General features: G+C 64.8%; 17 protein-coding genes. 10 read left to right on the top strand and 7 right to left on the bottom strand.

Translation table 11 applies throughout. The features are described from left to right. Nucleotides 1–87 precede the first annotated feature (87 nt). Complete coding sequence (locus ACODTW_RS25155; protein WP_488948888.1) at nt 88–2,037, bottom strand: PrkA family serine protein kinase; 1,950 nt, start codon at nt 2,035–2,037, stop codon at nt 88–90. 1,085 nt (nt 2,038–3,122) lie between these two features. Here ACODTW_RS25155 and ACODTW_RS25150 point away from each other — a divergent pair. Continuing rightward, the gene (locus tag ACODTW_RS25150) at nt 3,123–3,317 is read left to right on the top strand and encodes a hypothetical protein (RefSeq protein WP_488948887.1); all 195 of its coding nucleotides are present in this window, start codon (nt 3,123–3,125) and stop codon (nt 3,315–3,317) included. A 278-nt stretch (nt 3,318–3,595) separates the two neighbouring features. Then, nucleotides 3,596–5,623: a putative bifunctional diguanylate cyclase/phosphodiesterase gene (locus ACODTW_RS25145; RefSeq protein WP_488948886.1), complete on the top strand. Its 2,028-nt coding sequence runs from the start codon at nt 3,596–3,598 to the stop codon at nt 5,621–5,623. A gap of 95 nt (nt 5,624–5,718) precedes the next feature. Here the strand turns inward: ACODTW_RS25145 and ACODTW_RS25140 are convergent, their stop codons facing one another. Continuing rightward, nucleotides 5,719–6,246, bottom strand: a complete 528-nt coding sequence (locus ACODTW_RS25140) for a hypothetical protein (protein ID WP_488948885.1) — start codon at nt 6,244–6,246, stop codon at nt 5,719–5,721. 181 nt (nt 6,247–6,427) lie between these two features. Here ACODTW_RS25140 and ACODTW_RS25135 point away from each other — a divergent pair, with 181 nt between their 5' ends. The 3 genes from ACODTW_RS25135 to ACODTW_RS25125 all read left to right on the top strand — a co-directional run bounded on the left by ACODTW_RS25135 (nt 6,428) and on the right by ACODTW_RS25125 (nt 8,089). Continuing rightward, on the top strand, nt 6,428–6,814 hold the full coding sequence (locus tag ACODTW_RS25135; RefSeq protein WP_488948884.1) for a dihydroneopterin aldolase: 387 nt from the start codon (nt 6,428–6,430) through the stop codon (nt 6,812–6,814). A gap of 237 nt (nt 6,815–7,051) precedes the next feature. After that, the gene (locus tag ACODTW_RS25130; protein ID WP_488948883.1) at nt 7,052–7,519 is read left to right on the top strand and encodes a hypothetical protein; all 468 of its coding nucleotides are present in this window, start codon (nt 7,052–7,054) and stop codon (nt 7,517–7,519) included. 12 nt (nt 7,520–7,531) lie between these two features. Beyond that, the gene (locus ACODTW_RS25125) at nt 7,532–8,089 is read left to right on the top strand and encodes a hypothetical protein (protein ID WP_488948882.1); all 558 of its coding nucleotides are present in this window, start codon (nt 7,532–7,534) and stop codon (nt 8,087–8,089) included. A gap of 48 nt (nt 8,090–8,137) precedes the next feature. On the opposite strand, the gene ACODTW_RS25120 is transcribed toward ACODTW_RS25125, so the two are convergent. After that, a complete protein-coding gene (locus ACODTW_RS25120; protein ID WP_488948881.1) occupies nt 8,138–9,382 on the bottom strand; it encodes a threonine ammonia-lyase in 1,245 nt (414 codons plus the stop codon). 133 nt (nt 9,383–9,515) lie between these two features. Beyond that, on the bottom strand, nt 9,516–13,133 hold the full coding sequence (locus ACODTW_RS25115; protein ID WP_488948880.1) for a hydantoinase B/oxoprolinase family protein: 3,618 nt from the start codon (nt 13,131–13,133) through the stop codon (nt 9,516–9,518). A 212-nt stretch (nt 13,134–13,345) separates the two neighbouring features. On the opposite strand from ACODTW_RS25115, the gene ACODTW_RS25110 reads away from it, so the two are divergent. Genes ACODTW_RS25110 through ACODTW_RS25095 form a run of 4 tightly spaced genes read left to right on the top strand, consistent with a single transcriptional unit; the run spans nt 13,346 to nt 17,185 of the window. Further along, complete coding sequence (locus ACODTW_RS25110) at nt 13,346–14,146, top strand: LytTR family DNA-binding domain-containing protein (RefSeq protein WP_488948879.1); 801 nt, start codon at nt 13,346–13,348, stop codon at nt 14,144–14,146. A gap of 42 nt (nt 14,147–14,188) precedes the next feature. Then, entirely contained in the window at nt 14,189–15,595 is a 1,407-nt protein-coding gene (locus tag ACODTW_RS25105) for an amidohydrolase family protein (protein WP_488948878.1), read from the top strand. Beyond that, complete coding sequence (locus ACODTW_RS25100; protein ID WP_488948877.1) at nt 15,588–16,745, top strand: dipeptidase; 1,158 nt, start codon at nt 15,588–15,590, stop codon at nt 16,743–16,745. The genes ACODTW_RS25105 and ACODTW_RS25100 overlap by 8 nt, the downstream gene beginning before the upstream one ends. Before the next feature lie 2 nt (nt 16,746–16,747). After that, nucleotides 16,748–17,185 (top strand): RidA family protein, encoded by a 438-nt coding sequence (locus ACODTW_RS25095; protein WP_488948876.1) that lies wholly within the window; start codon nt 16,748–16,750, stop codon nt 17,183–17,185. A gap of 381 nt (nt 17,186–17,566) precedes the next feature. On the opposite strand, the gene ACODTW_RS25090 is transcribed toward ACODTW_RS25095, so the two are convergent. From ACODTW_RS25090 to ACODTW_RS25080, 3 genes are all read right to left on the bottom strand, one after another. After that, nucleotides 17,567–17,950 (bottom strand): hypothetical protein, encoded by a 384-nt coding sequence (locus tag ACODTW_RS25090; protein WP_488948875.1) that lies wholly within the window; start codon nt 17,948–17,950, stop codon nt 17,567–17,569. A gap of 214 nt (nt 17,951–18,164) precedes the next feature. After that, complete coding sequence (locus tag ACODTW_RS25085) at nt 18,165–18,698, bottom strand: GNAT family N-acetyltransferase (protein ID WP_488948874.1); 534 nt, start codon at nt 18,696–18,698, stop codon at nt 18,165–18,167. A 5-nt stretch (nt 18,699–18,703) separates the two neighbouring features. Beyond that, entirely contained in the window at nt 18,704–19,738 is a 1,035-nt protein-coding gene (locus ACODTW_RS25080; RefSeq protein ID WP_488948873.1) for an NUDIX hydrolase, read from the bottom strand. Between the two features lie 254 nt (nt 19,739–19,992). Between ACODTW_RS25080 and ACODTW_RS25075 the strand changes: the two genes are divergently transcribed. Further along, complete coding sequence (locus ACODTW_RS25075; protein WP_488948872.1) at nt 19,993–24,843, top strand: NAD-glutamate dehydrogenase; 4,851 nt, start codon at nt 19,993–19,995, stop codon at nt 24,841–24,843. The last annotated feature ends 204 nt before the right edge of the window (nt 24,844–25,047 follow it).

Raw genomic sequence — 25,047 nt, 5'->3', positions numbered from 1 at the left:
TACGCCATCCTCCTCACATGGGTGTGGAGGTCGGGCTTGTGGCCCCTGGGTCCCGGCTTTCGCCGGGATGACGGAAGAGGGTCAACTTCACCCCGCCTGCTTCACCCGCATGTACCATTCAACCAGCCGGCGGACCTGCCGCTCGGTATAGCCGCGCGCCGTCATCCGGTTGACGAATTCGCTGTGCTTCTTCTCCGTGTCGCTGTCCTTCTTGGAACCAAAGCTGATGACGGGCAGCAGTTCCTCCACCTGACTGAACATCCGCTTCTCGATGACGTCGCGCAGCTTTTCATAGCTGGTCCAGGACGGGTTGCGCCCGCCGTTGGAGGCACGCATGCGCAGCGCGAACTTCACCACCTCGTTGCGAAAATCCTTGGGATTGGCGATGCCCGCCGGTTTCTCGATCTTGGTCAGTTCCTGGTTCAGCAGGTCGCGGTTCAGAAGCTGGCCCGTATCCGGATCCTTGAAATCCTGATCCTCGATCCAGGCGTCGGCATAGTCGACATAGCGGTCGAACAGGTTCTGGCCGTAATCATGGTAGCTCTCCAGATAGGCCTTCTGGATCTCATTGCCGATGAACTCCGCATAGCGCGGCGCCAGTTCGGCCTTGATGAACTCCATATATTTCTTCTCGGTATCGTCGGGGAACTGCTCCCGCTTGATGGCCTGTTCCAGGATGTACATCAGGTGGACAGGGTCGGCCCCGACCTCCGTATTGTCATAGTTGAAAGTGCTGGCCAGGACCTTGAAGGCGAAGCGGGTGGAGATGCCGTTCATCCCCTCGTCCACACCGGCCGCGTCCTTGTATTCCTGCATGGTCTTGGCCTTGGGGTCCGTCTCCTTCAGGCTTTCCCCGTCATAGACGCGCATCTTGCTGAACAGGTTGGAATTGCCATGGTCGCGCAGGCGCGACAGCACGGTGAAGCGCGCCAGCATCTCCAATGTCGCGGGCGCACAGGGGGCGCCGGCCAGTTCGGACGTCTTGATCAACTTTTCATAGATGCGCTGTTCCTCCATCACCCGCAGGCAATAGGGCACCTTGACTACACAGATGCGGTCGATGAAGGCCTCGTTATTCTTGTTGTTCTTGAAGCTCTGCCATTCCGCCTCGTTGGAATGGGCCATGATCACGCCCTGGAAGGGCAAGGCTCCGATATTCTCGGTCCCGATATAATTGCCCTCCTGCGTCGCGGTCAGCAGGGGATGCAGCATCTTGATCGGGGCCTTGAACATCTCCACGAATTCCAGCATGCCCTGGTTCGCCCGGTTCAGGCCGCCGGAATAGGAGTAGGCGTCAGGATCGTTCTGGCTGTACAGCTCCAGCTTGCGGATATCGACCTTGCCCACCAGCGAGGAGATATCCTGGTTGTTCTCGTCGCCCGGTTCGGTCTTGGAAATGCCGATCTGGCGCAGGCGCGACGGGCGCAGCTTCACCACCTTGAACCGGCGGATATCGCCGTCGAACTCGTCCAGCCGCTTCAGGGCCCAGGGGCTCATCAGCCCGGTCAGGCGGCGGCGGGGAATGCCGTACTTGTCCTCGATGGCGGCGGCCAGGGTGACGGGATCGAACAGGCCCAGCGGGCTTTCGAACACGGGACTGATCTGATCGCCGGCCTTCAGCGCATAGATGGGCTTGTCCTCCATCAGCGCCTTCAGCCGTTCGGCCAGCGAGGACTTGCCGCCGCCGACAGGGCCCAGCAGGTACAGCACCTGCTTGCGCTCCTCCAGCCCTTGCGCTGCATGGCGGAAGAAGCCGACGATGCGTTCGATCGTCTCCTCCATGCCATAGAACTCGGCAAAGGCGGGGTAGATCTTGATGGTGCGGTTCATGAAGATGCGGGCAAGGCGCGCATCCTTGGCCGTATCGATGATTTCCGGCTCCCCGATGGCGGCCAGCAGCCTTTCGGCGGCGCTGGCATACATCAGCGGGTCGTCGCGGCACCCTTCCAGATAGTCCAGCAGCGACATCTCCACGTCGCGGCGGCTTTCATAGGTGCTGGCGTAACTGGCAAACAGGTCTGTGACCAGACTGCTCATCGGCACTCTCCTTCCTGACGGCCGGTCGGCGGCCGGATCGGCGGGCACGGGCAGGCCATGCGCCGCGCGGCCATGACGGCGGGGGGCACTGGAAAATGGTGGCGGTCGATCCTGATCCGCGGGGCTGTTCCCGCCCCTGCGTGCAGCGGAGAGGCAAGGGCCATCCCCGCGCCTTTTGCGACAATCACATGTTGCGCGGCACCGGTATGTCCGGCGGTGGGCCGCAAGGTTCCGCCCGGTCGATCCGACCGGTCCGATCCGTTCCTGCTGGCTCTACCGTCACCCATCACCGCGCACTCCCCTGGTTGGGGTCAATCGGCAATCAAGCTGTTGGCACCAAAGCGACTAACGAACCTTACAACCAACGAAACACACGAAGGATGTCACGTCATGGGACTGTCACGTCTGACATCGTCATCCCCAATTGGGGCAAGCCCAAGGCATATCAAGGTATGCTGCGGCGCTTATCCCAAAGTGTGGGCGGGCGGTTCCTTCACCTGCCCATCCGGGCTGTTCCGCCCCCTCCGGTACCACCCATCCAGCAGTGGGACCGTAAGAGACAGCATGGACTGAAAACCGGATCACGGTCAAAGCATACGGCGGAAAATCGTTAAGAAACGGTCTCTTCTATCCGTTTTCTCCACCACTGATATGGATATGGACCGTTCATCCCCCCGATCAAAGCCCTGCCGGACCGGTCGCCGGGCCCGGCAGGCATCGAATTTGTCGCGGCTCGACACTGGGAGGTGAACAGATGGGGGTGTCGAATCGGTCCATGCCAAGGGGCCGACGTCCGGGCTTCCCCGGCCCCGACGTCGATCACACACCCGTGCCGCCACCGCAGCGGCACCGTCCCGCAACGCGGAAGGGCCGCCATGCGTTGTTCGCAGTTGCAACAAGTTGCCCGATGATTTGTTCTTGTTCGGCAAATGCCATCGTTTTGGATCAAAGGCTTCGCAATTCGGCCGCAATGGCCAGCGATGCTGCGATGCGTGAGGGAGGAGAGCCAGGACATCTGGTTCTGCCCGCACCGGCCCGGCCCGATGGCCCCCGAAGTGACAAACGTAACCTGTAAGGGTGACAAGATGCACAGCGCCGAATTCCAGTCCGCCTTCAACAAGGCCTGCAGCGACCTGGGCCTGGACCCCGCCAACACGAACATGTTCGCGCTGGAATGCCGCCGCCAGGGCCTGGATCCCCAGCGGACCCGCGCCTTCGACCTGGACAAGAACCCGTCCGACATGTGGGCGCAGTTCCGCAAGCTGAAGAGTGCCTCCTGACGTGTGTCATATGGCCATCCCGGCCCCGGCCGGTTGTAGGTCATGACAGCCTAAAGGCGCAAAAAGGGTCGACCCCATGGGGCCGGCCCTTTTTCTTTGGCACAAGCCGGGTCGGCAACCCGCCCTGGTCTTGGTCTATCCTTCACTGACACCAATATTTGCTTGTGCATCGCTCCCCGTTTTCAGGCATGATGCCCCGCGACCGAATATCGCGGGTCCGGATCAAGACCAGGGTGGGAACCCTGTCGGCAGCCAGACACAAACCGCCGGGGAGGGCGATGCTGAACAGGCTCGGCAGTTCGTTGGCGGCAAAGCAGGCGGCCCGGGCCGTGCTGGCCGCATGCCTGATCGGTCTGATGTTGAGCGGGCTGGAAGTCGCCTGGGCGACCTGGCGCGAACGCGGCAAGGCCAGCGATCTGATCGAACAGATGCTGGACCTGATGGAAGGCAGCGCCGCCGCCGCCGCGTGGAACGTGGATGAAGCACTGGCCCAGCAGATCGGCAATTCCGCCCTGTCCATCGGCGCCATCGCCGGCATCGACATCCGCATTTCAGAAGACCAGCCGCTATGGTCAAGACACCGGTCCCAGGCTGACCGGAGCGGGGGGGACGGGGTGATCGGCCGGCTGGTTTTCGGCGATCTGGCGCATGGCACCCGCATGCTGTACCGCCCCCTGCCGGACGGGCGCGACAAGCCACCCATCGGGCTGCTGCGCATCGACTTGGATATGGCCAAGGTTTCGGCGGACTATATCGCCTTTGTCGTCACGTCTCTGCTGGGCGGGCTGGTCCGCAACATCCTGCTGGGCCTGCTGCTGACCTGGGTCTTCCACCGGTTCCTGACGCGGCCGCTGGTCCAGCTGGAACAGGCCGTCGTCGGCATCGATCCCGACAATCCGCGCGATACGCGCCTGGCCCTGCCGGCAGGGCATGAGGAAGACGAGCTGGGCCGCCTGACCCTGCGCATCAACGAAACGCTGGACAAGCTGGATGAAAGCCAGGGGCAGCTGCGCCAGCTGGCCACACGCGACCCGCTGACGGAGCTGCCCAACCGCGCGCTGCTGCTGGAGCGGCTGGAGCATGCGCTGGCCCGGGCGCAGCGGACGAAGCGCGGCGTGGCCGTGCTGTTCCTGGACCTGGACCGGTTCAAGCATGTCAATGACAGCCTGGGCCACGACCTGGGCGACAAGATGCTGCAGGGCATTGCAAGGCGGCTGGCCGACACGCTGCGCCATTCCGACACGGTAGGACGCCTGGGCGGTGACGAATTCCTGGTGGTGGTGGAGGATGTGGGCGAGCCGAAGGAGGCGATCCAGGTGGCCGACCGGGTGCTGGCCGCCCTGGCCCGCCCCCTGGACCTGGACGGCCATTCGCTGCATCCCAGCGCTTCCATCGGCATCTCGCTGTGGCCGGCCGACGGGCGGGACGCGCGCCAGATTCTGCGCTGTGCCGACGTCGCCATGTATGCGGCCAAGGCCGCTGGTTCCGGCTGCTGGCGCATGTTCTCCGCCGAAATGTCGGAGCAGGCCATGGCCCGGCTGCGGACGGAGGCACGGCTGCGCGCCGCCGAGCTGCGCGGGGAGTTCGAGCTGTTCTACCAGCCCAAGGTCGATCCGCGCAGCCAGACCCTGCGCGGGACCGAGGCGCTGCTGCGCTGGAAGACTGAGGACGGCTATATCGCGCCCGGTGAGTTCATCCCGGTGGCGGAGGAGACGGGCCTGATCGGCCCCATTGGCGAATGGGTCCTGTCAGAGGCCTGCCGGCAGGCCTCGCAATGGCGCAAGCTCTATGGCGACCTGCCCGTGGCCGTGAATGTCAGCCCGCGCCAGTTGACCGATGCCGAATTCCCCAACCGGGTGCGCGCCGCCCTGGCCCGCGCGGCGCTGCCGGCCAATCTGCTGACGCTGGAAATCACCGAAACCGTGGCCATGACCCAGGCGGCGGGTGATTTCGCCATGCTGCGGGTGCTGCGGGAGATCGGCGTGGGCATGGCCATCGATGATTTCGGCACAGGTTATTCATCCCTGTCGCATCTGCGGCGCATTCCCCTGACCGTGCTGAAGATCGACCGTGCCTTCATGCATACCGTACCGCAGGATGTCGCCATCCCGGCCACGATCCTGGAACTGGGTCAGCGCCTGGGGCTGGAAATCGTGGCGGAAGGGGTGGAAACCGAGCAGCAGCGCGAATGGCTATGTTCCATGCATTGCCAGACGATCCAGGGCTTCCTGATCTCCCGCCCCCTGCCCGCGCATGATTTCGAAAATCGCTTCCTGCACCCGGACATGCGCGTGGCCGCCAGCTAAAGCACACGGCAGCGACCATCTGGCCATCGAAGGGATCAGGCCGGGTTGTGGGTGGGGTGGGACCGAACCAGGGTCGACTCTCTGATGGAGACCGGTCAGTCGAAGGTGCGCAGAGCGGCCGGCGCGCCCTTCAGATGTTCGTCCAGCAGATGGACGATCTCTTCCATCTGGCCACGCACCTTGTCCAGTTCCATGGAGGTCTTGTCGTCCAGTGCGGCTTCCATGAGCATCATGTCGAAATCGTTCAACAGGCTCATCAGGCTTGAACGCTCGTCCTGCAGCAGGTCATAGGCGCCCAGCGCGTGGATCAGCAGGTCGGGCGGGTCGCGGAAGAAGGCAAGGCTCATGCGCGTGAAACTGGCGATGGCCCGCAACCGCATGCGCACCAGCCAGCCCTTCAGGTCGCCTGGCACGCCCCGATTGGGTGCTTCCTCCGCCTTGTCGGTGATGGTAAAGATCAAGGCCTGGATTTCAAGATAGCGGGCGCGCGCCTTCTTGTAGTCCGGGAAGGTCGCCAGCTTCACGCCTTCCTGCTTCTCAAACAGGCTGACCGCACCGGCGAGCGATTGCGACAGATGCCGCAATACCGTCGCCCGTTGAGCCGCATCCTGTTCGTACCGCATGACTGCATGGTCCCGTATGCCACCTTCCGTCGACGCGCAATGTAAACGTTCAGCGCGAAGGCCGCCAGCGCCGCAAAGGGATGGGTGTTCCACCCGGAAGGGCGCATTGCAGCACCCCACCCTGGACGACTTGTCGACGGGCCGGGCGCGATGTTACAGCACGGGGGCCATGCACGCCCTGATGCCACGCGCGACCCCCCGCCACCCCGCCGACCTCCCCCAGCGGGAGAGCGCCGAGCTGCGCCTGATCGTCCGCGACCATGTGGTGACAACCTTGATCGGCATCTATGATTTCGAGCATGAGGTGCCGCAGCGTCTGCGCCTGAATCTGGAGCTGCTGCTGCCCCCCGCCCACCATCGCCCCTGGACCCATGGGGAGTTGCTGGCGATGGCGACTGACCTGGTGACGGCGGGCCATACGGGCCTGCTGGAATGCCTGGCCGAACGGCTGGCCGGTGCCATCCTGGACAATGGCCGCGCCCGCCTCGCCCTGATCCGCCTGGAAAAGCTGGACGCGTTTGCCGAATGCGAAGCGGTGGGTGTGGAGATTGTGCGGGCGGCCGCCTGACGCGACGACCAGGCGATCCGAGATCAACCTGAAATCCCCCATGCCACCGGCACGCTCGCCGATTCGGAGGAGACACCAGGGAAAACATACAAATAAATTCGCATATACAGCAGAAATAAAGATGATTATTGATAACTGATATTTAAATTCTCGGCAAATTTGACATAAAAAATTACCTGTGATGACGATCACACCTCATTCCAAATCTGTACTCCGAAAATCAAAAAAGGAAAAATCTTGAAGAAAATCCTCGCCCCCCTGGCAGCGGTGGCGCTGCTTTCCGCATGCTCGACTATTTCCGATGGCACGACCCAGGAAATTCTGGTCAATACGAACCCGGATGGCGCAAACTGCGCCTTGATGCGTGAAGGTATCGCGGTTGCTCGCGTCAACCCAACCCCTGGTTCGGCCATGGTCCAGAAGACCAAGCATGACATCACAATTGTCTGCACGAAGACGGGCTTTACGCAGGCCACCTTCATGAACAAGTCAGGCGTCGCCGCGAATACATTCGGCAATATCATTCTGGGCGGTGGCATCGGCTGGGCCATCGACAGCGCCACGGGTGCCGACAACAAATACACCTCGCCCGTGAACATCACCATGGTGCCGGAGGGGACAACACCCGTGGCCGCGGGCGAAGCCGCCGGCAATGCGGCAGGTGCAGCCACAACCCCCGCCGCACCCGCGACCGGAAACAAGTAAAGGATGCCCAGCATGCACCTGCTTCGTATTCTGGCGGTGGTGTGTCTTGCCCTTCCCCTGGCCGCCTGCGCCTCACGTCCGGAAGCCATGACGGCTTCCGCTCCCGCTGAAGCACGCGGTCTGGTCCATGGCTCACCATTGTTCCAGTCAACCGGCGTCGGCAAGGTCTCCATCGCCAAGGAGAAGGGGGCGTCCTGGGAATTTACGACGGTGGATCTTTACCGCCAGGCGCTGGAGCAGTCGCTGGAAGCGGCCGGTCTGCTGGCAAAGGGCAAGCCCGCCACCTATGTCGTTGATGTGCAACTGATCGATACTGATCAGCCCATCATCGGCATCGACATGTCGGTGACCTCCACCATCGACTATAATGTGCATCCGGTCCTGTCCGACAGCCCAGTCTTCAAGGAACGGATCGTCGCGCCGTTCACCACGAAGTTTTCTGAGGCGTTCGTGGGAGCGGAACGGGCACGCTTGGCGAATGAGGGTTCCATTCGCGCCAATATCGAGAAGTTCCTGGGGGCCGTCCTGCGCGCCGTAAAGGCCAACCCGGCCGGCACCCCGACATCGTAAGCAAGATGTCCGTTGGGGCTTCGCGGGCCCCAACGGACGGTTCTTACATCACTCCACCCCACCGGCCAGCACCTGAACCTTCAGCCCACCCGTGGTGCGCAGGGTGTTAACCACCCTTTCGGCGTGGCGCTTGGATCGGCATTCGATGGTCAGGTCGATGTCGGTGGCCTTCACGGTCGCCGTGGTGAACAGGCGCTGGTGGGAGGCTTCGATGATGTTGCCGCCGGCCTCGCCCACTAGGCTGGTGATCTTGCCCAGCACGCCGGGACGGTCCGGGATGGCGATGCGCACGGCGATCAGCCGGCTTTCACGTACCAGCTGGCGCATGATCACCTGGGCCAGCAGACGGCTGTCGATATTGCCGCCGCACAGAACCAGACCGACCTTCGATCCCTGGAACAGCTCCGGATGGGTCAGCAATGCCGCCAGACCGGCCGCCCCCGCCCCTTCGGCCACCGTCTTTTCGATATTGAGGAACAGGGCCACGGCCTCTTCCACGGCCACGTCGGGCACCAGTACGATCTGGTCGACCAGGGCGCGGCAGATTTCCAGGGTCAGGGCGCCGACATTCTTGACGGCGATGCCCTCGGCGATGGTGTCGCCGCCGACCTCGATCGCTTCCCCCTTCAGGGCCTGGGCCATAGCGGGATAGGCTTCGACCTCCACCCCGATGATGCGGATATCGGGGTTCACGGCCTTGGCCGCCACGGCGATGCCGCTGATCAGGCCGCCGCCGCCCACCGGCACGACCAGCGTGTCCAGATGCGGGGCGGCATGCAGGATTTCCAGGCCGATGGTGCCCTGGCCGGCGATGACGTCGGGATCGTCATAGGGATGGACGAAGACCAGCCCCTCCTCCCGCGACAGACGCTCGGCCTCTGCCGCGGCCTCGGCCAGGACCGCACCCTTCAGCACGACACGGGCGCCATGTTCCTCCGTCCGCTCCACCTTGGTGAAGGGCGTGCCTTCGGGCATGACGATGGTGGCGGGAATGCCCAGCCGGCCGGCATGATAGGCCACACCCTGGGCATGGTTGCCGGCCGACATGGCGACGACGCCGCGGCGGCGTTCATCTTCCGTCAGCTTGCGCAGCTTGTTCAGCGCGCCACGCTCCTTGAAGCTGGCGGTAAATTGCAGATTCTCGAACTTCACCCAGACATCGGCACCCGTCAGCTGCGACAGGGTGCGCGACGGCACACAGGGCGTATCCATGATGTGCCCGGACAGGGCCCGGGCGGCGTCGCGCACATCATCAAGGGTTACGGCCAGGGTGGGTGCAGGCGTGGTGGTCATGGAAGCTGTCTCCTTGGACACGAAGGACGATCCCGGGGCGATACCGCCCCAGGACCCGCGGGTGCCCGTTCAGGTCCAGGCACTTCTCTGCTTCCTTGCTCTCACGACCGGTTGTTGCTGACGAGACGATTTTTCACAGCGCAGACAGGCGTATACCATATCCCCCGCCGCCCGGCGTTTCGATGGTGAAGACATCGCCCGCCGCCATCTCCGCCATCGCCGTGGCCGACAGCACCTCCACGCGGCCATCCACCCGTTCCACCCGGGCCGCCCCCGGCATTGCGTCGCCGCCGCCCGCCAGCCCATAGGGCCGGACGCGGCGATTGTTGGACAGGATGGCCGCCGTCATCGGCTGCAGGAAGCGGATGCGGCGTTCCACACCTTCCCCGCCCCGCCATTGGCCGTCGCCGCCCGACCCGTGGCGCAGACGGAAGCTTTCCAGCAGCACCGGGAAGCGCCATTCCAGCACTTCCGGATCGGTCAGGCGGCTGTTGGTCATGTGGGTATGCACCCCGTCCGTGCCGTCAAAGCCGGGCCCCGCCCCCGACCCGCCGCAGATCGTCTCGTAATATTGATAGGTGTCGTTGCCGAAGGTGAAATTGTTCATGGTGCCCTGGGCCGCCGCCAGCACGCCCAGCGCACCATAAAGCGCGTTGGTCACGGCCTGGCTGACCTCCACATTGCCGGCCACGACGGCGGCCGGATAGCGGGGGTTCAGCATGCTGCCTTCGGGGATGATGATCTCCAGCGGCTGCAGGCAGCCATCGTTCAGCGGGATGTCATCATCGACCAGGGTGCGGAAGACATAGAGCACGGCCGCGCGCACGATGGCCGACGGGGCATTGAAATTGCCCTTCTGCTGGTCCGACGTGCCGGTGAAGTCGATCCTGGCCGACCGGACGACCGGATCAATGGAGACGGCCACGCGCACATGCGCGCCGCTGTCCATTTCGAGATCGAAATGACCATCCTTCAGCACGCCGATGACCCGGCGCACCTGTTCCTCGGCATTGCGCTGGACATGGCCCATATAGGCGCGAACTGTTTCGAGTCCGAAAAGATCGACCATCTTCAACAGTTCGTCCCGGCCCCGCGCATTGGCGGCGATCTGGGCGCGCAAATCGCCCAGATTCTGGGCCGTATTGCGGGCGGGATAGGGGCCGGCGGTCAACAGGTCGACCACTTCCCGTTCCAGCAGCACCCCGTCGCGGACAAGCAGGAAATTATCGATCAGGATGCCTTCCTGATCGATATGGGTGCTGTCGGGCGGCATGGAACCGGGGGTGATGCCACCGATATCGGCCTGATGGCCCCGGCTGGCCACCCAGAACAGGATGTCGGTGCCGGTCTTGTCGAACACGGGCGTCACCACCGTCACATCGGGCAGGTGGGTGCCGCCGCGATAGGGGTTGTTCAGCATGACGGCATCGCCGGGGCGCAGGGTCGCCGCCCGCGCCTCGATCACGGTGCGCACGCTGTCACCCATGGAGCCTAGATGCACAGGGATATGCGGGGCATTGGCGATCAGATTGCCGCCCGCATCGAACAGGGCGCAGGAGAAATCCAGCCGTTCCTTGATATTGACGGAATGGGCCGTGTTCTCCAGCGCCAGGCCCATCTGCTCGGCGATGGACATGAACAGATTGTTGAACACTTCCAGCATGATGGGGTCGGCATCCGTGCCCACGGCCACCCGCGCCGGCAGCGCCACCACCCGGCGCAGGACCAGCCCGCCGCGCGCCGTCACCCGCGCCTGCCAGCCGGGTTCGACCAGGGTGGTGCCCGTCGCCTCCGTCAGGATGGCGGGGCCGTCGATGGTCACACCTGGGGCCAGGGCGTCACGGTCATGCACGGCGACCTTCAGGCATTCCCCGCCCATCCAGACGGGAACCTGGGCGCGCGGTGCGGGGGCCGGCCGGGCCGCCGGTTCATCAACCGGACTGTCGGCCAGTTTCTCCCCGCTGGCCGCCACGGCTTCGGCCGACAGGCTTTCCACCACCAGCGGCCGGTCGGGTACATCAAAGCCGAAACGCTGGCGATGGGCCTCGGCAAAGGCGGCGCGCATCTGGCTTTCCGTGCCGAACGGCACCTCCAGCGCGGCATCGGTGCCCGCCACCTTGATGCGGGCCGTGTGGATCAGACGGATGGCATCGCCGGCCACGCCCTGTTCCTTCAGTTCCGCCGCCGCCTCCCCGCCCAGGGCCGCCAGGACATCGGTCAGTTCGCCCAGCGCGTCCGGACCCAGGGTCAATTCCACCGACCGGTCGCGCAAGCTGCCCAGATCGGCCAGCCCCATGCCATAGGCCGACAGCACGCCCGCGAACGGGTGCAGATAGACGGTGGTCATGCCCAGCGCATCAGCCACCAGACAGGCATGCTGCCCGCCCGCGCCACCAAAGCAGTTCAGGGCATAGCGGGTGACGTCATAGCCGCGCTGGACAGAGATATGCTTGATGGCATTGGCCATATTCTCCACGGCGATCTTCAGGAAGCCTTCGGCCAAGGCTTCGGCCGTCATCGCCCGCCCCGTGGCGGCCGATACCTCTGCTGCCATCGCGGCGAACTTCGCCCGCACGACATCGGCATCCAGCTTCTGGTCAGCGTTCGGGCCGAACACGGCGGGGAAGAAATCCGGATGCAGCTTGCCGACCATGACATTGCAGTCGGTGACGGTCAGCGGCCCGCCCCGGCGATAGGCGGCGGGGCCGGGATTGGACCCGGCCGATTCCGGACCGACGCGCAGGCGCGCCCCGTCGAACCGGCAGATGGACCCGCCGCCGGCCGCAACCGTGTGAATGCGCAGCATGGGCACGCGCAGGCGCACGCCGGCCACGACGGTTTCCAGGCTGCGTTCATAGGTGCCGGCATAGTGCGACACGTCGGTGCTGGTGCCACCCATGTCAAAGCCGATGATACGGTCGAACCCTTCTGCCGCCGCCGTGCGCACGGCCCCGACGATGCCGCCGGCCGGCCCCGACAGGATGGCATCGCGTCCCTGAAACCGCCCGGCCTCCGTCAGGCCACCATTGGACTGCATGAAGTAAAGCGGGATGCCGGGCAGCGCATCGGCCACCTGCGCCACATAGCGGCGCAGGATGGGCGACAGGTAGGCATCGGCCACCGTGGTATCGCCCCGGCCTACCAGCTTCATCAGCGGGCTGACCTGATGGCTGGCCGAGACCTGGGTGAAGCCGATCTGCCGGGCCAGAGCGGCCACGGCGGCCTCGTGTGCGGGATAGCGATAGCCATGCATGAAGATGATGGCACAGGCGCGATAGCCCGCATCAAAGGCCGCCTGCAACCCCCGCCGGGCGGCGTCCAGGTCCAGCGGACGGCGCACGGTGCCATCGGCCATGACCCGTTCCGGCACCTCCAGCACGCTGCTGTAAAGCTGCTCGGGCAGTTCGATCTTTCTTGCGAAGATCTTCGGCCGCGCCTGATAGCCGATGCGCAGCTGGTCACCCAGCCCATCGGTGATGGCCAGCAGGGTCTTTTCCCCTTTACGTTCCAACAGCGCGTTGGTGGCCACCGTCGTGCCCATGCGCACAGCCTCCACCGCGTCGGCCGGCACCGGCGCGCCCGGCGCCACGCCCAGCAGCTCGCGGATGCCCTGCACGGCGGCGTCGCGGTATCGCTCCGGATTCTCCGACAGCAGCTTGTGGGTCAGCAGCGTGCCGTCGGGTCGGCGGGCCACGATGTCGGTGAAGGTGCCACCCCGGTCGATCCAGAATTGCCAGCGCCCACCCGTCATCACATGACCCTTCCCGTCTTCAACCCATCTGAAAAGAGGGGCGGAGTGTGCCGGGAACGGGGGGTTGGCGTAAACCCCTGTTACAGATTGGCCCCATGGCCAGAACGGTTAAGATGGTATGGCGGCAAGCCATCCATTATCGTGCAGCACCATTGCAACAACCGCCCTTTCCCCCATCCATGCCGGCTCCCTTCCGCCCGTCCCGTCTTCTGGTGATCTGGCTTGCCGCGTCGATCGCGGTGGCGATCGCGGGACCGTTCGGCACGATCAACCTGCCGCTGTCCCTGCGCCTGCCTTATTGGCTGGGGCTGATCGGGATCAATACCCTGACCTGGACCCTGTGGTTCCGGTTCGGCGCCCGGTTGCTGGGCTGGAGCCCGGCCGCCCAGGTGCTGCTGGCGCTGGGCGGGATCGTCATCGTCAACCTGCCGCTGCCGCTGGAGGTGGCGCTGGCCAACCGCGCCGTGGGGTCCAGCAACGGCGTCCCCTATTGGCCGGTCTACAGCAGTGCCGCCGGCATGGGTCTGGCCATGATGGCCGGCATCTTTGCCCTGAGATGGCTGCGCGGGAAGGAAGCGCCGGTCAACGCGGATAAGGTGGTCGAGGCGTCGCCAGCACCCGCGGCGATGGAGGCGCCAGCCCCTTCCCCGGACATGGCGCCGGAAACGCCGACCGGCGGCCTGCTGGCCCGCGCCGGGGTCACCGACCCCGCCCAGGTGCTGGCGGTGGAGGCGGAGGACCATTATCTGCGCCTGTATCTGGCAGACGGGCGCAAGCCGCTGGTGCTGTACCGGCTGCGCGACGCGCTGGCCGAACTGACCCCGCTGGACGGCGAACAGGTGCATCGCGGCTATTGGGTCGCGGGCCGGGCCGTGCGCGGCCTGGAACGGCGCGACGGCCGCAAATGGGGCCTGCGCCTGGAATCGGGTCTTCTGGTGCCCGTCAGCGCCACCTTCCTGCCTTCCGTGCGCAAGCGGGGCTGGCGGGAACTGAACCCGGCGTTGGAGTCCTGAAACGGCCTTGCCCCAACATCGTGAACCAAGGAATCGGATGAGATGAGATTTGCGGGCAAGGATCTGATCGGGGCGCTGCTGCTGGGGACATTGCTGTCGACATCGGCCCTGGCCGCGGCGCCGCCGGACGCCATGCCGCGCCCCTTCGCCCCGGCGGAGAAAGGCACCCGCATCCTTTATACCGGCGTCAACCTGATCGACGGGCGCGGTGGACCGATACAGAAGAACATGGCCGTGCTGACCGATGGCGACCGCATCGCCGCGGTTATGGCGATGACGAAGCTGGAGCCGGGTCACCGGGCCGGGGCCAGCATTGTCGATCTGGGCGGGGCCTTCCTGCTGCCCGGTCTGATCGACAGCCACCAGCATATGGCGACACCGCCCAATCGCGTGCGGGCAGAGGCACAGATGCGCCGCGACCTGTTCGGCGGTATCACGGCCGTGCGTGACATGGCCGACGATCTGCGCGCCGTCATGGAATATGCCCGCGCAAGCCGGGTGGGGGAGGTGCCGGGCCCCGATATCTATGCCGCCGCCCTGTTCGCCGGGCCGGATTTTTTCGATGATCCGCGCACGGCCGCCGCAGCCGAAGGGGTGAAGCCCGGCAGCGTCCCCTGGATGCGGGCTGTGGATGACCGGACCGATCTGGCCGAAGCCGTGACACTGGCGCGCGGCACATCGGCCATCGCCGTCAAGCTGTATGACAATCTGCGCCCCGTTGACGTGCAGCGCATCACGGCAGAGGCGCACCGGCAGGGCATGCGGGTCTGGGCCCATGGCATGGTGTTCCCCACCGCGCCCGATGCCGTAGTCGCGGCCGGCGTCGACAGCATCTCCCACACCTGCTACCTGGCCTATCAGGTGTCCGACCCGCGCCCCGCCACCTATAAGGACCGGCGGCTGGTGGAAGTGGAAAAGCTGAAGGGCGGCGACAATCCGGAGATGACAGCCCTGTTCCGCAGCATGGCGGAAAAGGGCATCGTCCTGGACGCCACGCTCCGCGTCTATCAGGAATATGATGCGCGGCTGGCGGCCCATCCCGACATGAAGCCCCGCCCCTATTGCCCGCTGGACGTGGCTGCCGCCCTGACGGCGCAGGCGCGCCGGGCCGGGGTGACGGTGGTGACGGGCACAGATGGCGTACCGCCAGCCGGCCACCCCTGGCCCGCCCTTTATGATGAACTGGACCTGCTGCATGCCCGCGCCGGCATGTCAACGGGTGAGGTCATCCGCGCCGCGACGCTGGACGGCGCCCGGGTCATCGGGCAGGACGCCGACATGGGCTCCATTGAGCCTGGAAAGCCGGCCAATTTCATCGTGCTGGCGGGTGATCCGCTGGCCGATCTGGGCAATCTGCGCAGCATCCGCTTCACTGTGAAGCGGGGGGCCCGCCTGGACCGCAGTGCCTATCGCCCCATTACGCCAGAGGAGATGCCCAAAGATGACTGACATCGCGCGCCGCCACCTGCTGCTGGCGGGGGCGGTCCTGCTGCCCGCCAGCCGCGCCCTGGCCGCTACTGCCCCCATCGACGGGCCGAAGGGCGCAACGACGATCCGCGAGATGCTGGTGGTCAACGCGCTGGGCGGCCTGTCGAACCCGAATGCAAAGCCGGCTGAGAAGGCGTCACGCGAGGAACGCCTGCGCATCGACGGCCGCGCCATCGGCGATGCCCGCCAGTCGGGCATGAACGCCGTCAATGTCACCATCGGCCATGTTGCCGGCCCCGACGAGCCGTTCGAGATGAGCGTGCGGGAGGTGGCGGAAACGCTGACCCAGATCCGCAACCAGGCGCAGGAACTGCGTCTGGTGCTGAAGGCCGCCGATATGGAACGGGCCAAGGCTGCCGGCCAGATCGGCATGATCCTGGGCTTCCAGAACGCCACCATGTTCGGGAAAGACGCGTCGCGCGTCGACCTGTTCGCCGACATGGGCGTGCGGGTCATGCAGCTGACCTATAATGTCCAGAACGATCTGGGGTCCGGCAGCCTGATGCCGGAGGATCAGGGCCTGACCGATTTCGGGCGGGAGGTGATGGCCCGCATCGAACAGAACCGGGTGATGGTGGACCTGTCCCATTCCAACCGCCAGACCTGCCTGGATGCGATCAAGGCGGCGACCCGGCCGCTGTCGGTCAACCATACGGGCTGCCGCGCCATCACCGACCTGGCCCGCAACAAGACGGACGAGGAGATGCGCGGCATCGCCGACAAGGGCGGTTTCATCGGCATCTATTTCATGCCCTTCCTGGCCAAGGGCCGTATCGCCACGGCCAATGATGTAGCCGACCATATCGTCCATGCCGTGAAGGTGGCGGGCGAAGACCATATCGGCATCGGCACCGACGGGGGCGTCACCTCCTATGACGACATGGACGCCTATATGGAGGAACTGCGCAAGGAGAACGCCCGGCGCGTGGCCCTGGGCATCGCGGCGGCCGGTGAAAGCGCCACCACCACGCCCTTCATCATGGATCTGCGCGGGCCCGGACAGTTCCAGAAACTGGCCGACCTGCTGACGGCCCGGGGGATGACCCCGCGCCAGATCGAAAAGATCATGGGCCGGAATTTCCTGCGCTTCGCGCGCGATACCTGGGGTTGATGATGATGAAGACCAAGGCCGCGATCATGCTGCTGACGGCGGGGCTTCTGTCCCTGCCGGCCATGGCATCGGATGATATCCGCTATCACAAGTCCTTCCCGGGTGCGCCATTTTCGGAGGCGACGGAGGTAGACGGCATCCTTTACCTGTCGGGTCAGATCGGTACCGATGCCAATCTGAAGCTGCCGGACGGGATGGAAGCACAGGCCCGCCAGACCATGGACAATATCAAGGCCGCTTTGGCCCGACGCGGCCTGACCATGGATGACGTGTTCAAATGCACCGTCATGATGGCCGACATGAAACAATGGGGCGATTTCAACAAGATCTACGTCACCTATTTCAAACCCGACCGCCTGCCCGCCCGTTCCGCCTTCGGCGCCAGCGGTCTGGCCATGGGGGCGTTGCTGGAGGTGGAGTGTCTGGCCAAACTGCGCTGAAGCGCCCGGAGGTGCTTATTTTGTCGGCATTGCCGGAAAAATGGGCAGCAACCCCCAGGGCTGGTAGGGCGCGCGGCACATAACCCCTTGATGTTGAAGCGCCCCTGCACTTGGCACGCGGATAGCAAAGCACCTTCTGCACATGCGCGGGGATATTGGGCTCTCTCACCGGCTGGCGACAGGCGGGTTGCATGATGTTGAAATTGGGGTTCCCGTTGGAACCTGGCTGGGGATCGACGCCCGGCAGTGGGGTGACCCGCTGTCGGGCGTTGTTTATGGGGGGAAGGTGGCTGCCGCCTGGATCGCCGCGTTTCCGACATCACCATGGCCGAAACCTTATCCACCCTCGTCATCACAACAATTGCAGCAAACTGGACCTGATTAATGTATGTTGTCGAATGTAATGCAGAACGTAATTGCTTTCACATGTATTGAAGACCTTAGGGCCTCGCGATAATCGGGTATGCTGAATACGCCCGCAGTGAAGCACTCAAAAAAACGGCGCACCTCAATTTCTGGCAGATTATAGCAGTCGACCTGGATAGCGATCTTTTTCCCACTCGTAGCAGGAAAAGCCCTCGCCAGTTTCCCGTCTAGAGCCGCATCTATACAACCGTACAGCCGCTCTTGCAGACAAAGCAAACCAGCTTCGATAGATGTACCCCACGGCCCTTCCTCAACAAGGACCATCCTCCATTGTCCCGGGGATGGCCCTTCGGCAATGAAATTAACCAAGGTATTTTGTTCATTTTCCATCAATGCCAACACGATATCCCGTGAATCTCATACTCCTTATGATCGACGAAGGCGCTTGGGGCGTCAATATTGCATTATCGGCATTCTTTTTCACCATTGTTACCGGCACCCATGACTCGATGTCCGCCTCAAGTGAAATTGACCAGCGCCAAGAGATGCGTTTTATGATTTACTTTCAATCCTTATGCCGTACTTTGTCACGAAATCGGCTCGAGTTTTATCCCTAAACCGCCGCCGGCAGCCGGTACAGTACATGCCGGCGCAGCGGATGATCTTCGCCCAGGGACGGATGGTCGAAATCCCCGTCGGCATCATAGACCAGCCCGATCCGTTCCATCACGGCGCGGCTGGCGCGGTTGCCGATAGTGGTGATGGCCACAATGTCCGGCAGCTTCGCCACGTTCAGCCCGAAATCCAGCGCCGCCTGCGCCCCTTCGGTTGCCAGTCCCTGCCCCTGCCATTGCGGCCCCAGGCGCCAGCCCAGATCGACGGTGGGGGTGAAATGCGCCTCGAACCGGGTGGGTTGCAGCCCGATCATGCCGATCAGCGTGCCCCCATTGCGCAGACACGCCGCCCAGTAGCAGAAGCCCAGCGCCGCCTGATAGCCCTGCTGCCGGCCGATCATGGCCGCCGTCGCCTCCCGATTGATCAGCCCGCCCAGCCATTGGTTGACGGCGGGATCGGCATTGATGGCGGCGAAATCATCCAGGTCGCTGTCGCGCCAGGGACGCAGGATCAGGCGGTCGGTTTCGATCATGGCTCTCAATCCACCATCCGCACCTGCGGCAGGCCGATCCCCGCCGCCACCCGTTCGCGCAGCACGTCGCGGCGGAAGCGGTGCAGTTCGGCGGGGCGGCCGCCCGTGCGGGCCTCCTGCGTGCCCGTGGCTTCCACAAGGCCCCCGGCCAGGACCAGGCGGCGGAAATTCTGCTTGTGCAACTGCACGCCCGACAGCGCCTCCACGGTGCGTTGCAGGCGGAACAGGGTGAATTGCTGGGGCAGCAGGTCGAACACCAAGGGCCGGTATTTCAGCTTGCCCCGTAGCCTTCCCAGCGCCACCGCCAGGATGCGGCGATTATCCTGGGCCATGGGCGTGCCCATCTGCGCGGCCAGATCGGGATCGTCCAGATGGCCATTATCCAGGCTGAGGCCCAGTCGCTGTCGGATGGCGCGGTCACGCCGCGCTTCTTCCACCAGCCCGGCGCTGTAGAGCAGTTCATAGCGCTCCAGCACCCGCTCCGTATCCCACAACTCCTCCTCCGCAAACGTGGTGGAGACACGTTCGGCACGGGCGGCGGCGATGGCGGCATCGGGTGCCGCCGCGATCCAGCGCGACAAAGCCGGCATGATGGTGCGGGTCAGGATGTCGGGCTTGCCGTCGCGCCAATCCTCCCACGGGAAGTAATCGTACCAGTCGTGCCATTCGGCGGCCCCGCTGCCCGACAGCGGCGCCTCGCGTACCAGCGCCATATAGCCGACGGAGACGACGCGGGCCCCGCCCTCCAGCTCGCGCGGGTCGCGATACTTGTCGCCGAAGGTGTAAAGCTGTTCGACATAGCGCAGCGGCAGGCCCGTCTGTTCTTCCACCCAGCGGCGCAGACCCTGTTCCAGGGTGCGGTCGCGTTCGGCCGCGAACGGGCCGAAGGGCAGCGCGTCGAGCGCCGCCGTCGGGTCGCGCTGTTCGGGGGCCGCCAGATTGTGGGTCATGCGCCGCACGACCAGCACGCGCGGCACCTCGTCCGTCACCGCGACGATGACGGCGGTCAGACCCAGCACGGTCGAGTCGGCCACGGGCACGGGGGGCGGTCTCCCTGGTTGACGGGGTATCGAAACAGACACGGATTCGAAAAGAAAGCCGCAGTCGCTTGTAAAGCAATGGAATGCCGTATTCCAGCCCCCCGGCAGCACAAGCGTTTCAGTTCGTGAAACTGTCACCTCCGGGACTTTCTGCCGCAGTCCAAAAAGCGCAGAGTGGGCCCCGCGAACCGTGCCGGGGCCTTTGCAAACAACCGCCCCGACCCAAGACGCGGTGCCATTGTGGGAGATACGTCATGGCGTTCAAGCTCGAACAGCGTAAGTCCGAGCTGGTGGATCAGGTTGTCGCCAAGCTGCGCGCGCGCCTGTCCAAGGATAAGGCCGGCCTGGCCGAAGCATTCGTCCGGGCCTTTTACCGCAACGTGTCGCCCGACGACATGCTGCGCTCCACGGCGGACGAACTCTATGGCGCCGCCATCGCCATCATGCAATTCGGTGGCAGGCGCCAGACGGGCGAGGCTTTGGTCCGCGTCCTGAACCCGCGGGTCGACAGCGACGGCTGGCATGCCCACCACACGGTGGTGGAAATCGTCAATGACGACATGCCCTTCCTGGTCGACAGCGTTTCGGCCGAGCTGAACCGCCGCGGCCTGACGGTCCATCTGATCGTCCACCCCGTCATCCGCGTCAGCCGCGATGGTGACGGCCGTCTGACCGCCATCCATGACAATGGCCACACGCCCGACGATGCGCGGGCCGAATCCATCATGCATATCGAGGTGGACCAGCACACGGACCCGGCCGAGCTGGACGCCATCCGCGCCGGCATCGCCACCGTGCTGGCCGATGTGCGCGCGTCGGTCACTGATTTCCGCGCCATGCGCGCGCGCCTGGCCGAAACACTGTCAGCCACCAAGTCCACCACCCTGCCGCTGGCGCAGGAAGAGGTGAATGAGGGCCTGTCCTTCCTGCGCTGGATGGACGAGGACCATTTCATCTTCCTTGGCATCCGCGAATACCGGCTGGGCCGGGAAAAGGATGAGGAGGTGCTGGACATCCTGGCCGGTGAGGGGCTGGGCCTGCTGCGCGACGACAATGTCAGTGTCTTCGACGGGCTGCGCTATTTCTCCACCCTGCCGCCGGAGGTGAAGGCCTTCGTCCGCCAACCCCGCTTCATGATGGTGACCAAGGCCAACAAGGACAGCACGGTGCATCGCCGCGCGGCCCTGGATGCGGTCATGGTCAAGCTGTTCAACGACAAGGGGGAAGAGATCGGCGAGCGGCTGTTCGTCGGCCTGTTCACCAGTACCGCCTATAACCGGTCGGCCCGCGACATCCCCTTCCTGCGTCAGAAGGTGACGCAGGTGATCGAGCGGTCGGGCTTTGATCCGCATGGTCATGACGGCAAGGCCCTGGTCCATATCCTGGAAAGCTATCCGCGTGACGAGCTGTTCCAGATCGGCGAACAGGAATTGTCCGACATCGCCATGGGCGTGCTGCATCTGCAGGAACGCCAGCGCGTCGCCCTGTTCGTGCGCAAGGACCCGTTCGAGCGCTTCGTCTCCGTCCTGATCTATGTGCCGCGCGACCGGTATGACACCGATCTGCGCCGCCGCCTGCAATCCATCATCGAAAAGGCCTATCACGGCACCAGCAGCCAGGCCAATGTCTCGCTGTCGGAAAGCATGCTGGCCCGCGTCCATCTGATCGTCCAGACCAATGCCGGCAAGGTGCCGGACGTGGATGTGGCCGACCTGGAAAGCCAGTTGATCGAGGCCGCGCGCGGCTGGCGCGACCGGCTGACCCAGGCGCTGGTGGAGGATAAGGGCGAGGCGGCCGGTCTATCGCTGGCCCGTAAATATGCCGCCGTCCTGCCCGCCTCCTACCAGGAGGCCTATACGCCTGACCAGGCGGTCGTCGACATCGCCCGGATCGAGCAGGTGCTGACCAAGGGCGGTATCGCCCTGAACCTGCACCGCCCGGTGGAGGCCGACGCCAACCAGTTGTATTTCAAGGTCTACCAGACCGGCGGCCCCGTGGAACTGTCCAAGGTGCTGCCCATGCTGGAGCATCTGGGACTGCGCATCCTGGCCGAGGGCGGCCCGTTCGAGGTGGAATTCCCCGGCGACGCACCCAATGTCTTCATGCAGGATTTCGACATGCGCACGGCCGATGGCCGCGCCGTCGAACTGGACCGCGTGAAGGCGGCCTTCGAGGACGCGTTCCTGCGCGTCTGGACGGGCGAGGCACAGTCGGACGGGTTCAACCGCCTGATCGTACAGTCCGGCATGGACTGGCGCGAGGTGACGGTGTTCCGCGCCTATGCCAAGTACCTGAAGCAGGCCAAGTTCGATTTCACCCAGGAATATATCGAAAACACCCTGTCCACCCATTCGCGCATCGCCCGGCTGCTGCTGGACCTGTTCCGCACCAGCCATGATCCGGCGGTGCTGGCCCGGCTGGGCCGGGACGAGGTGGATACGAACCGCAAGGGCCTGATCCTGGAGATCGACCACGCGCTGGACGCCGTCACCAACCTGGATGAAGACCGCATCCTGCGCCGGATGCTGAACGTGATCCGCGCCACGCTGCGCACCAACTTCTTCCAGATGGGCGCCGACGGGAAGCCCAAGAGCTATATCAGCTTCAAGCTGGACAGCGGGTCGATCGACGACCTGCCCCTGCCGCGCCCGTGGCGGGAAATCTGGGTCTATAGCCCGCGGGTGGAGGCCATCCATCTGCGCGGTGGCAAGGTGGCGCGCGGCGGTATCCGCTGGTCCGACCGCAAGGAGGATTTCCGCACCGAGATCCTGGGCCTGATCAAGGCGCAGATCGTCAAGAATGCGGTGATCGTGCCGGTGGGCAGCAAAGGCGGCTTCATCGTCAAGAACCCCGTGCCGGCCAGTGCGGGCCGCGAGGCCGTGATGGCCGAAGTCATCGAATGCTACAAGACGATGATGCGCGGGTTGCTGGACATCACCGACAACCTGAAGAACGGCACGGTCGTCCCGCCCACCGATGTGGTGCGCCTGGACAGTGATGATCCCTATCTGGTCGTCGCCGCCGACAAGGGCACGGCCACCTTCAGCGACATCGCCAACGGCGTGTCGCGTGAATATGGCTTCTGGCTGGACGATGCCTTCGCCTCTGGCGGGTCGGCCGGCTACGACCATAAGGGCATGGGCATCACGGCCCGCGGCGCGTGGGAGGCGGTGAAGCGCCATTTCCGCGAGTTGGGCAAGGATATCCAGAACCAGGATTTCACGGTGGTCGGCGTGGGCGACATGTCGGGTGACGTGTTCGGCAACGGCATGCTGCTGTCCCGGCATATCCGTCTGGTCGCCGCCTTCGACCATCGCCACATCTTCGTCGACCCCAATCCCGACGCGGCCGTGGGCTGGGCAGAGCGCAAGCGCCTGTTCGATCTGCCGCGGTCATCCTGGGCCGACTATGACGCGACCAAGCTGTCGGCGGGCGGCGGCATCTTCGACCGCGGGGCCAAGTCGATCCAGTTGACCCCGGAAATCCGTCAGGCCCTGGATATCCAGGGCGAGCGGGTGACCCCGGCTGAACTGATGCGCGCCGTGCTGCGGGCCAGGGTGGAACTGCTGTGGCTTGGCGGCATCGGCACCTATGTGAAGTCCACGGATGAGAGCAACGCCGACGCCGGCGACAAGGCCAATGACGCCATCCGCCTCTCCGGCCGTGATCTGCGGGTGCAGGTGGTCGGCGAAGGCGCCAATCTGGGCTTTACCCAGCGCGGCCGTATCGAGGCTGCCCAGGCCGGCATCGCCATCAACACCGACGCCATCGACAATTCGGCCGGTGTGGATACGTCCGACCATGAGGTGAATATCAAGATCCTGCTGCGCGACGTCATGGATGGCGGCGGCATGACGCGCGAACAGCGCGACGTGCTGCTGGCCCAGATGACGGACGAGGTGGCCGACCTGGTCCTGGCCGACAATTACAAGCAGACCCAGGCGCTGACCATCGCCCAGGCCATTTCGGTGGAAACGCTGGAGGATCAGGCGCGCTTCGCCCGCACCATGGAAAAGGCCGGCAAGCTGTCCCGCGCCATCGAGTTTCTGCCCGATGACGAGGAGATATCCTCCCGCGCCAATGCCAAGCGCGGCCTGACAAGGCCGGAAACGGCCGTGCTGCTGGCCTATGCCAAGATCGACCTGTATGACCGGCTGCTGGCATCCGACCTGCCGGAGGATCCCACGGTCGCAACCGACCTGATGCGATACTTCCCCAAGGCGTTGCAGGAGAAGTTCCCCGACGCCGTGGGCCGGCACCAGTTGCGGCGGGAGATCATCTGCACCGCCGTCACCAACGGCATGGTCAACCGCGTCGGCCCCACCTTCACCTGGGAGATGGTGGAACAGACCGGCCGCAGCGAGGGCGACGTGGCCCGCGCCTATCTGATCGTCCGCGACGCCTTCGGCCTGCGCCGGCTGTGGGACGCGGTGGAGGCCCTGGACACGGCTGTGCCGGCAGCCGTGCAGACGGCCATGATGCTGTATACCGGCCGTCTGATGCGCCGCGCCGTGCCCTGGGTCCTGGCCCATGGCGCCTATCCGTTGGATATCGCGGCGGAATGCGCCCGTCTGGCCCCGGTGGTCGATGCGCTGACCGGCCATTTGCCCGATGTGCTGTCGCCGGCAGCCCTGAAGTGGCTGGCGGAAACGGCGGGCAACTGGTCCAAGGACGGCGTGCCGGGCGATCTGGCCCGCCGTGTGGCCGCCCTCCCCCTGCTGGCGGCCAGCACGGACATCGCCGAAATCGCAGTGGAGGCGGGGCGCGACCCGTCCGACGTGGCCGGCCTGTATTTCGACCTGGGCGACCGCCTGGGCCTGGAATATCTGCGGGAGCGCACGGGCGAGGTGAAGACCGACAACCACTGGCAGCGTCAGGCGGTCGCCGCATCGCTGGATGACCTGTTCAACCTGCAGGCCCGCCTGACGGCCCGCGTACTGACCCAGGTCAAGGGCGGCGATCCGTTCGACGCCTGGGCCGCCCAGCGCCAGGGACCGCTGGAGCGCATCCAGTCGCTGCTGACCGAACTGCGGGCCGTGGCCAAGCTGGACATTGCCATGCTGGCCGTGGCGGGACGGCAGCTGCGCGGGCTGCTGGCGGGGTGAGAAGCGTTGTCGGGGTTCGGCAAGAGCGTGTTTCCGTTGACCGGAATCACGCTCTTGCTTTCAGTTCCTCAGACGCCAGCGCCGCATCCGCGGCTTGGCTTCACGCGGCACGCGCCGCGCGGCGGCAGTCGCCGCCGGAGCGGTTTTCCAGTCAAAGGAAAACCGCTCTAAGCCTCACCCGCGACCTACAAAATTCCCGCAGGT

This window comes from Niveispirillum sp. FG148, from assembly GCF_057809655.1.
The sequence above is the reverse complement of the archived record's forward strand: the minus strand, read 5'-3'. Positions and strand labels throughout refer to the sequence as shown.